At 64.0% G+C, this 10286-nt stretch carries 7 protein-coding genes and 1 pseudogene; 6 read left to right on the top strand and 2 right to left on the bottom strand.

Annotation, left to right across the window (positions count from 1 at the left end; genetic code table 11):
• The first annotated feature begins 336 nt into the window (after positions 1–336).
• Together ACOZKU_RS11635 and ACOZKU_RS11630 are read left to right on the top strand one after the other, a co-directional pair.
• Positions 337–1590: a TCR/Tet family MFS transporter gene (locus tag ACOZKU_RS11635; RefSeq protein WP_421579003.1), complete on the top strand. Its 1254-nt coding sequence runs from the start codon at positions 337–339 to the stop codon at positions 1588–1590.
• 150 nt (positions 1591–1740) lie between these two features.
• On the top strand, positions 1741–3111 hold the full coding sequence (locus ACOZKU_RS11630) for an MATE family efflux transporter (protein WP_421579002.1): 1371 nt from the start codon (positions 1741–1743) through the stop codon (positions 3109–3111).
• A gap of 100 nt (positions 3112–3211) precedes the next feature.
• Here ACOZKU_RS11630 and carA read toward each other — a convergent pair whose 3' ends face one another.
• Positions 3212–4420 carry a glutamine-hydrolyzing carbamoyl-phosphate synthase small subunit gene (carA, locus tag ACOZKU_RS11625; RefSeq protein ID WP_421579001.1) on the bottom strand — a complete coding sequence of 403 codons (1209 nt, stop codon included), beginning with the start codon at positions 4418–4420 and terminating at the stop codon, positions 3212–3214.
• 324 nt (positions 4421–4744) lie between these two features.
• On the opposite strand from carA, the gene ACOZKU_RS11620 reads away from it, so the two are divergent.
• The 4 genes and pseudogenes from ACOZKU_RS11620 to ACOZKU_RS11605 all read left to right on the top strand — a co-directional run.
• The gene (locus tag ACOZKU_RS11620; protein WP_117366685.1) at positions 4745–5194 is read left to right on the top strand and encodes a GatB/YqeY domain-containing protein; all 450 of its coding nucleotides are present in this window, start codon (positions 4745–4747) and stop codon (positions 5192–5194) included.
• A 284-nt stretch (positions 5195–5478) separates the two neighbouring features.
• On the top strand, positions 5479–7503 hold the full coding sequence (gene dnaG / locus ACOZKU_RS11615) for a DNA primase (RefSeq protein ID WP_421579000.1): 2025 nt from the start codon (positions 5479–5481) through the stop codon (positions 7501–7503).
• A gap of 334 nt (positions 7504–7837) precedes the next feature.
• The gene (recQ, locus tag ACOZKU_RS11610) at positions 7838–9700 is read left to right on the top strand and encodes a DNA helicase RecQ (protein WP_421578999.1); all 1863 of its coding nucleotides are present in this window, start codon (positions 7838–7840) and stop codon (positions 9698–9700) included.
• Between the two features lie 15 nt (positions 9701–9715).
• Positions 9716–9904 (top strand): annotated as a pseudogene (locus ACOZKU_RS11605) (VOC family protein); the annotation flags it as partial.
• Positions 9905–9955: 51 nt separating this feature from the next.
• Here ACOZKU_RS11605 and ACOZKU_RS11600 read toward each other — a convergent pair.
• Positions 9956–10286 (bottom strand): SDR family oxidoreductase (locus tag ACOZKU_RS11600; protein WP_421578998.1); only part of this gene is annotated, 331 nt, incomplete at its 5' end.

The raw sequence follows: 10286 nt of genomic DNA, 5'->3' as shown, positions 1-10286 counted from the left end.
GAGGCCCGTGACGATGCTGACGGACTGGCTTGCGAAAGCCGGTCTCGGAAGGAGCGAGGGATGGTTCTGGGGCGACATGGTGGCCTCTCAAGGGTACGCCGGCCGCGGCCTGCCCGAGAGGCAAACCGGTCCGAGCGGCAACTTTCCATGAGAAACCTGACACTACGCTGACAGGTCGCGTGGCGCGTCATTTTCTGCCGTTTGCTCAAGAAAACGCATCGCAAGCATCAAAAGATTTGCGATGTTCACGGATTGTTTCGCTGCGAAAACTGAACTAGAAGTCGGCACCTGACATTTTGCCCGCGGCGTGGGCGCCATTCTTTTCGAGGTCTTTCCATGATCGATGCCAGGTCCACCCGGCGCGGGCTCTTTCTCGTCTTCATGATCATGTTCCTCGATGTGATCGGCATCGCCATCATCATGCCGGTCCTGCCGGCTTTTCTGCGCGAACTGACGGGCGACGATCTCAGCCAGGCGGCGATCGACGGCGGCTGGCTGCTATTGGTCTATGCCGGCATGCAGTTCCTCTTCGCACCCTTCATCGGCAATCTGTCGGATCGTTTCGGCCGGCGGCCGGTGCTGCTGGCCTGCGTGCTGACCTTCGCCATCGACAATCTGATCTGCGCGTTGGCGACCAGCTACTGGATGCTGTTCATCGGCCGCATTCTGGCGGGCATCAGCGGCGCGAGTTTTTCCACGGCCGCCGCCTATATTGCCGATATCTCGAACGACGAGACGCGCGCGAAGAATTTTGGCCTGATGGGCATCGCCTTCGGCACGGGCTTCGTCATCGGGCCGGTCATCGGCGGCGTGCTCGGCGAATTCGGCCCGCGTATTCCCTTCTATGGCGCGGCAGCCATCGCCTTTCTTAATTTCGTCGCGGCCTGGATCCTGCTGCCCGAGACCCTCGACGTGAAGAACCGTCGCCGCTTCGAGCTGTCGCGCGCCAATCCGCTCGGCGCGCTGCTGCAGATGCGCAACTACAAGGGCGTGCTCTGGGTCGGCCTCGTCTTCTTCTGCTATAACCTGTCGCATGCGGTCTATCCCGCCGTCTGGCCCTTCGTCGCCGCGCTGCGCTATGGCTGGAGCGAAGGGCAGATCGGCCTGTCACTCGGTGTTTTCGGTATCGGCGGGGCAATCGTCATGGGCTTCGTTCTGCCGCGCGTCGTGCCGAGATTGGGTGAATACCGCACGGCCGTAATAGGCCTCTGTTTTTCGGTGCTCGGTCTCTCAGGCTACGCCGCCGCGTATCAGGGCTGGATGGTCTATGCAGTCATTGTGCTGACGGCGCTCGAAAGTCTCGCCGATCCGCCGCTGCGCTCCATCGCGTCCGCCCGCGTGCCGCCCTCGGCGCAGGGGGAGCTGCAGGGCGCGCTGACCAGCGTTTCCAGCATCACCACCATCATCGGGCCGTTGATCTTCACCCAGGCGTTCAGCCATTTTACCGGACCCCATGCCCCCGTCGTCTTTGCCGGTGCGCCCTATGCCGTGGCAGCCGCGATCCTCTTAATCGGGCTTCTAATCTTCGTTACCAAGCTGCGTGGAGCAGGAACCGGTCCGGTGGCGAAAATGGCGCCGGAAGGCCCTTGAACCGCTTTCAGAGGTGACATTTCTGCGAAATTTTCGAGAAAATGCGGTCATTTTGGCCGCATTCGCGCATTTTTGATGAAAACATCAATTCTAGTCGATTGATCGCGACCGGAACTTGTGATCGGAAGCGATGCGAAAGTGAGAACTATCATGCACATGGCAACGCATCGCGCGGACAACAGCTGGCCCGCCCATTTCCGGGCGACCTTCGCCTTGGGCGTGCCGTTGATCGGCGCTCAGCTCGCCCAGCTCGGCATTCACACGACCGACGTCGTCATCGTCGGCCGTCTCGGTGCCGTTCATCTCGCGGCCCTGGTCCTGTCGAGCCAGTTCTTCTTCACGCTGTTCATTTTCGGCTCCGGCTTTGCCAATGCGGTCATGCCGATGGTCGCGCAGGCCTATGGGCGCGGTGATCCGGTCGCGGTGCGCCGGGCCGTCCGTATGGGCATGTGGGTCGTGCTCCTCTATTCGGCGCTGACGGCGCCGATCTTCTACAATGCGGAACGCATCCTGCTCTATGCCGGCCAGAAGCCGGAAGTGGCCGCCCTTGCCGGCGGCTATCTGAAGATCGTGCAATGGGGCATGGCGCCCGCTTTGCTGTTCATGACGCTGCGCGGCCTCGTCAGCGCGGTGGGGCGCGCCGGCATCGTGCTCTATGTCACGATCACGATCCTCTCGATCAACGCCTTCTTCGCCTATGCGTTGGTGCTCGGTCGCTTCGGCTTCCCGGCCTTGGGCATCGAGGGCGCGGCCATCGTCTCAGTCGCCGTCAATATCCTGAGCTTCCTGCTCCTGACGGCCTACATACAGTGGCGGCCGGAAATGCGCCGCTACGAGCTCTTCGTGCGCTTCTGGCGGCCGGACTGGCCGGCCTTCCGAGAGGTCGTGCATCTCGGTCTGCCGATTGGCTTCACGATGCTGGCGGAAGTCAGTCTCTTCACCGGCGCCTCGCTGCTGATGGGCAATATCGGCACGCTGGAACTCGCCGCCCACGGCATCGCGCTCCAGCTTGCCTCCATCGCCTTCATGATCCCGCTCGGTCTCGCGCAGGCCGGCACGGTGCGCGTCGGCGTTGCGCACGGCCGCGCCGATCATCTGGCCGTCGTGCGCGCCTCGTTGGCGGTCCTTGCGGTCGCGGTGGTCATTTCCATCAGTGGCGGCGTGCTCTTTGCCAGCATCCCCACAAAGCTTGCGGCGATCTTCCTCGATGAGGCGGGCAAGGATTCGGCCGCGGTTCTGGCGATCGCCGGTCCCTTCGTGGTCATCGCCGGCATCTTCCAGCTGGTCGACGGTCTCCAGGCCATCGCCGCCGGTCTGCTGCGCGGTCTCAAGGATACGCGCATTCCGATGGTCATGGCGCTGATCTCCTATTGGCCGATCGGCTTCTTCTGCGCCTGGTTCTTCGCCTTCCCGGCCGGCTTCGGCGGCGTCGGCATCTGGTTCGGCTTCGTCGGCGGTCTCGCCGCGGCGGCGATCCTGTTGAACTGGCGCTTCTACCGACTGGTGCGACAGGGCGCCTGATCGGCGGCCTGCCGATCGTTGCGCAAAATGGTTCCGAAATGAAAAGGCCCCGGCATATCCTACCGGGGCCTTTCGAACTTCGGCGACTGCGGGGCGCTGCTTACGCGCGTTCCGGCAGGGCTTCTTCACCCTTCTTCTCGCGCACCAGATTGATGAAGCGGCGGAAGAGGTAGTGGCTGTCCTGCGGGCCTGGGGAGGCTTCCGGGTGGTGCTGTACGGAGAACACGGGCTTGCCGACGAGGCGCAGGCCGCAGTTCGAGCCGTCGAACAGGGAGACGTGGGTCTCTTCCACGCCTTCCGGCAGGGAGGACGAGGCGACGGCGAAGCCGTGGTTCATCGAGACGATTTCCACCTTGCCGGTCGTGTGGTCCTTGACCGGGTGGTTGGCGCCATGGTGGCCCTGGTGCATCTTCTCGGTGGTGGCGCCGACGGCGAGGCCAAGCATCTGGTGGCCGAGGCAGATGCCGAAGATCGGCAGGCCGCTTTCGATCAGCTTTTTGATGACCGGGACGGCATATTCGCCGGTTGCGGCCGGGTCGCCCGGGCCGTTCGACAGGAAGATGCCGTCCGGCTTCTGCGCCAGCACGTCTTCGGCGCTCGATGTTGCCGGCATGACAGTGACCTTGCAGCCGAGGCCGGTGAAGAGGCGCAGGATGTTGCGCTTCACGCCGTAGTCGAGCGCGACGATATGGTATTTCACGTCGGCGTCCGCGAGGTCCTGCGCGCCTTCGTTCCACACCCAGGGCTTTTCGCTCCAGCGCGAGGACTGGCCGGACGAGGCGACCTTGGCGAGGTCGAGGCCGACGAGGCCGCTCCAAGCCTTCGCCTCGGCCTTCAGCGTCTCGATGTCGAAGACGCCGTTCGGGTCATGCGCGATCACGGCATTCGGCGCGCCGTTCTCGCGGATCCAGGCGGTCAGCGCGCGCGTGTCGATGCCCGAAAGGCCGATGATGCCGCGGGCCTTCAGCCATTGGTCGAGATGTTTTGCCGAGCGGTAGTTCGAGGGATCGGTGATATCGGCTTTGAAGATCGTGCCGACGGCGCCGTGGCGGGCGGCGGGCGTCAGGTCTTCGATGTCCTCGTCGTTGGCGCCGACATTGCCGATATGCGGGAAGGTGAAGGTGACGATCTGGCCGAGATAGGAGGGGTCGGTCAGGATTTCCTGGTAGCCCGTCAGCGCCGTGTTGAAGCAGACTTCAGCCGTCACCTTGCCGGTGGCGCCGATGCCCTTGCCTTCGATGACCGTGCCGTCGGCGAGGACGAGCAGGGCGGTCGGCTTTTCAGTGGTCCATGCGGGGGTCGAGGTCATGTTCATCCCGTTTCCGGCACCGAGCGCCACCGGCTTGAAAGCCGGGGGACCAGGCACCATTTGAGGTCGCAGGCAAAGGCGCGCGGAAACCCGCGTTGGTTCGCCCTGATTGCCAAATTTCGTGCAGGTGCCGGAAAATAGACAAAGCGGATGACGGGGTCAACCGCCGCCTGTGGATTGCGTTGAATTATAAAGCGTTTGAAATCAGGCGCTTGCGCAATCCGTTTGCGGATAAGACCTTTGCCGGTCTATGAGCATGCACAAGGAAACGACGACAAGGCTTGGTCGCGCATCCGGCGCCGACCGCCTTTCATGGAGAAAAGAATGCGCGAAATCTTCGCAAACGACCTGAAGGAAGCCCTCAAGGCAAAGGACGCCTGCCGTGTTTCCACGCTGCGCCTGATCCAGGCAACGCTGAAGGACCGCGACATTGCCAACCGCGGCGTGGGCAAAGGCCCCGTCGAGGACGACGAAGTGCTGCAGATCCTCGCCAAGATGATCAAGCAGCGCGAGGAATCCTCCAAAATCTTTGCCGATAACGGCCGCCCGGAGCTTGCCGCCCAGGAGCAGCAGGAAATCGCCGTGATCAAGGGCTTCCTCCCCGAGCAGCTTTCCGACGAGAAGGTGCGCGAGCTGATTTCCGGCGTCATCACCGAAATCGGCGCGCAGGGCCTGCGCGATATGGGCAAGGTCATGGCCGTGCTCAAGGAGCGTTTCCCCGGCCAGATGGATTTCGCCAAGGCCTCCGGCGTGGTCAAGGACCTGCTGAAATAACGGGCAGAGCGTATCGATCGGAAAGGGCGGCTTCGGGCCGCCCTTTTTGTTTCGCCACGCGTTTTGCACGAGCGCCGGCGGCGATTGACGGCCCTTCGCTCGCAGTATGGCGAGTACCATCTCTACTTCTATTCGACGGAAGACATGCCGCGTTGCTTCTATACGCCGGACATGGGATTTTGAGGCCTGGGATTTGACCGTGGGCCTGTGAATTGCTGTGGGTGGGCGACTATCGCTGGCGGCTGGCCTTGCGGATGGTTATATGAACCTCAACCGAGGTATCCATGCGCTTTTCCAACGCCTTCCTAGACGAGATCCGTGACCGCGTCCTCATTTCGGACGTGATCGGCCGGCGCGTGACCTTCGACCGCAAGAAGACCAACGTTTCGCGCGGCGACTACTGGGCCTGCTGCCCGTTCCATGGCGAGAAGTCGCCGAGCTTCCATTGCGAGAACCGCAAGGGCCGCTATCACTGCTTTGGCTGCGGCGTCTCCGGCGATCACTTCCGCTTCCTCACCGATCTCGAGGGGCTGTCCTTCCCCGAGGCCGTGCAGCAGATCGCCGACATGGCGGGCGTTGCCATGCCGCAGCCGGACGTACAGGCCGAACAGCGCGAGAAGGAGCGCATGGGTCTCGTCGAGGTCATGGAAATGGCGACCCGCTTCTTCGAGGACCAGCTCCAGACGCCGGCCGGCGCCAAGGCGCGCGCCTATCTGCGCGACCGCGGCCTGACGGGCCGCACCATCGAGACCTTCCGCCTCGGCTTCGCGACCGACAGCCGCAACGCGCTGAAGGAGCATCTGGCCGGCAAGGGCGTGCCGAAGGAGGCGATCGAAGCCTGCGGTCTCGTCGTGCATGGGCCGGAAATCCCGGTGTCCTACGACCGTTTCCGCGACCGCATCATGTTTCCGATCCTGTCAATCCGCGAAAAGGTCATCGCCTTCGGCGGCCGCGCCATGTCGCCGGATGCGCCGGCAAAGTATCTGAATTCCAACGAGACGGAACTCTTCCATAAGGGCAACGTGCTTTATAACCACGCCCGTGCCCGCAAGAGTATGCAGGGGGCGAACCGCGCCGGCAACGCCGCGCAAGACGAAAAAACCACCGGTACCATCATCGCCGTCGAAGGCTATATGGATGTGATCGCGCTCTATCAGGCCGGCATCGAAAATGCCGTGGCCCCGCTCGGCACGGCGCTCACCGAAAACCAGCTGGACCTGCTATGGAAGATGACGCCGGAGCCGGTGCTGTGCTTCGACGGCGATGGTGCCGGCATCCGCGCTGCCAACCGTGCCGCCGATCTTGCGCTGCCCTTCATCAAGCCGGAGCGCACCGTGCGCTTTGCGCTGCTGCCCGATGGCAAGGATCCGGACGATCTCGTGCGCCACGAGGGCCGGGCGCCGTTCGACAAGGTGATGGCGAGCGCCCGCCCGCTGGCGGAAATGATCTGGAGCCGGGAAGTGCAGGGCGCGAATTTCGAAACGCCGGAAAGCCGCGCGGCGCTGGAGGCCCGCCTGCGCCAGGTGACGGCGGTCATTGCCGACGAGGACGTGCGCCGTCATTACCAGCAGGATATGCGCGACCGGCTGAACACCTTCTTCCGACCCGTCCAGCGCCAAGGCGGCAACTTTGGCGGTAATAGCGGTGGCGGCGGCTTTTCCGGAAACCGCCAGCCGCGCGGCGGCGGGGGGCGAGGTGCCGCGCAGGGCAATGCGATGCCGTCGGGCATTTCCGACCGGCTTGCCCGTTCGGCGCTGGTGCGCGGCGCGCAGGAGCTGCCCGCGCTTCGCGAAAGCGTGCTGGCGCTCACGGTGGTCAATCACCCCGATCTTCTCTTCAGCCATTATGACGAGATCGCCATCATCGAATACGAGAACCGCGACCTGCAACGCCTTTGGTCGTCGCTGATCGGCATTGCCGGTGCAATCGGCGCGCGGCTCGATCGCGCCCGGTTGATCGAGGAGCTGGAGGCCGCCGGCTTCGACACGCTGCTGAAGGGCCTCGAGCAGCAGGTGCGCAATTCCCGCCTCTGGACGGCGACGGCCGAGGCCGCCTCCGAGGATGCGAACGAGGGCTACCAGCAGGCGCTCGCCCTGCACAAACGCACCCGCGCCCTGCTCTGGCAGCGCCGCGAACTTGAGCGCGAACTGGCGCTCGCGACGGAGGAGGGCGACGGCGAACGCGTGCCGCAAATCCTTCGCGCCCTGCAGGAGGTACAGAACGAAACCGTGCGCCTCGAAAGCCAGGAGGCGATCATCGAGGGTTTCGGCGTCATGTCCGGCCGCGTGAAGGGCCCGGCTGCACGTTAGAGCATTCCTCGCCGAACCTGACTCGCTTCGGCGTCGCATAGTGCGGTAAAAACAAACGCTGTCGTGCCGTTCCCAACGCTCGGCGCTGCTTCATCGAAGGGTGTGCGTCGCGCACAACGCATCCGAACGTTGCGAGCACCGCATCGCAGAATGCGACCGTTGCGGCGGCGTCAGAGGCGTCGTCGCGTAGCCATCCGCCATAATTTTCCTCCACGGCTGCAACTTTATCTTGAAACTAGAACAAATCAAGAACATTATGCGGGACGTGAAAAGTCGGGGGCAAAGGGTTGCCGATGTGGACGGGCTGGCCAGAATGGGGGAAAACGTGCTGACCATGACCCAGACCAGATCCTCCAGTTCCCTTGCCGCGCTGTTCGATGCGCCTGACGCCACGCCGCTCGACGTGTTGAAGCGCGTTTATGGCTATGATGCCTTTCGCGGCAAGCAGCAGGCCGTGGTGGAGCATGTTGCCCAGGGCGGCGATGCCGTCGTGCTGTTCCCGACGGGCGCCGGCAAGTCGCTGTGCTTCCAGATTCCGGCACTTTGCCGGCAGGGCGTCGGCATCGTCATCTCGCCGCTAATCGCGCTGATGCGCGACCAGGTGGAGGCGCTGAAGCAGCTTGGCGTGCGGGCGGCCGGGCTCAATTCATCGCTGTCGCGTGAGGAGTTCTTTGCCGTTCGCGACGCCATGCGCGCCGGTGATCTCGACCTTCTCTATGTCACGCCGGAGCGAATCGTCACGGACGGTTTTGCCGAACTCGTCGCGGATGCCCGTATTGCGCTCTTTGCCATCGACGAGGCCCATTGCGTATCGCAATGGGGGCATGATTTCCGGCCGGAATACCGGGCGCTCGGCATGCTGGGCGAACGCTACCCCGGCGTGCCGCGCATCGCGCTGACGGCGACGGCCGATCCGCACACCCGCGACGACATCATCGAGCGGCTAGGGCTCGAGGATGCAGAGGTCTTCACGACGAGCTTCGACCGGCCGAACATTGCCTACGAGATCGCCGAGCGCGACCAGCCGCGCCAGCAGCTCCTGCGCTTCCTGTCGAAGCACGAGGGCGAGAGCGGCATCGTCTATTGCCTGTCGCGCGCCAAGGTGGAGGACACCGTCGAATGGCTGAACACGCAAGGGGTGCGGGCGCTGCCCTATCATGCGGGCTTCGACCGGGCGGTGCGCGATGCCAACCAGGATGCCTTCCTGAAGGAGGAGAACCTCTGCCTCGTCGCCACCGTCGCCTTCGGCATGGGCATCGACAAGCCGGATGTGCGTTATGTCGCCCATCTCGACCTGCCCGGTTCGGTGGAGGCCTATTACCAGGAGACGGGGCGCGCGGGGCGTGACGGCCTGCCGTCGGAGGTCTGGATGGCCTATGGCATGGCCGATGTCGTGCAGCGGCGGCGGATGATCGACGAGGGCAATGCGGCCGAGGAGATCAAGCGCATCGAGCGCGGCAAGCTGACCGCGTTGCTCGCCATCTGCGAAACGGCTGGCTGCCGCCGCAAGGCGATTCTCGCGCATTTCGGCGAGGCGCATGCGGGCGGTTGCGGCAATTGCGACACCTGCCGCAATCCGGTCGAAACCTGGGATGGCACCGAGGCGGCGATCAAGGCGCTTGCCGCCGTCTATCGTACCGGCGAGCGGTTCGGCGCGGGCCATGTCATCGATGTGCTGATGGGCGTCGAGAACGAAAAGACTCAGCGCTTCGGCCATACGGAAATGCCCGTGTTCGGTGCCGGCAAGGATATCGCACCGCGCATCTGGCAATCGATCTTCCGGCAATTGCTGGCAATGGGCTTGATCAGCGTCGACCATTCGGCCTTCGGCGCGCTGAAACTGGAGGAGGAGGCGCGCGCCGTCTTCCGCCATGAACGGGAGGTGCTGTTCCGCAAGGATCGGCCGCAGAGCGGGCGCAAGCCGAAGGCCGGCAACTCGCCCGCCGCGCGCGAGCGCTCGAACCTGTCCGGGTCGGATCGCGAGCTATTCGAACTCCTGCGTGCCGAGCGGCTTACCATCGCCAAGGACCTCGATGTGCCGCCTTATGTCGTCTTCCCGGACACGACGCTGATTGCGCTCGCCAGAGAGCGCCCCAGCGATCTGGAGGAGCTGCTGGATATTCCCGGTATCGGCGTATCCAAACGCGACCGGTTCGGCGAAGCCTTCCTTGCGGTCATCGAGGAGTTTGCGGGATAGGCGGATTTTTCGCAGGGCATGTCGGAACGTTCCGGCCCCGTGCGTCTTCGGGATCGCTGGGGCCTTTCCTGGCAGATTGCCCCGACGCGGCTTGGCGAATTGATGAGCGACCCGGATCAGGAAAAGGTCAAGCGCGTCACCGAGGCGATGCTGAAGATGGTCAAGCTGGATATCGCGCCGCTCGAGGCCGCGGCGGCGGGGTAGAGCATTTCCAGCCGAAGCGAGTTCGCCTCGGCGTCGGGCAACCCCCAGCGGCTACATCCTGACGGTCATGCCGCCATCCACGACGAGCACATGGCCGTTGACGAAAGAGGCGGCGTCGCTGGCGAGGAAGAGGGCCGCACCGGCGATTTCGTCGGGACGCGCCCAGCGCTGGACGGGAATGCGCTGGCGCACGAAGGGCATGAGGTCGTCATTGGCGGCCATCGCGGCATTGGTTTCCGTCGCAAACCAGCCGGGCGCGATGGCGTTGCTGGTGATGCCGTGGGGGGCGTATTCGACAGCCATGCTGCGCATCAGGCCGGTAAGACCGTGTTTGGCGGCGGGATAGACGCCGTCATTCGGCATGGCGACATGGCCGCCAATC

The organism is Shinella sp. M31 (assembly GCF_049199205.1).
Classification (GTDB): domain Bacteria; phylum Pseudomonadota; class Alphaproteobacteria; order Rhizobiales; family Rhizobiaceae; genus Shinella.
Note: the sequence above shows the minus strand (reverse complement) of the source record. Positions and strands in the feature narration are given on the sequence as shown.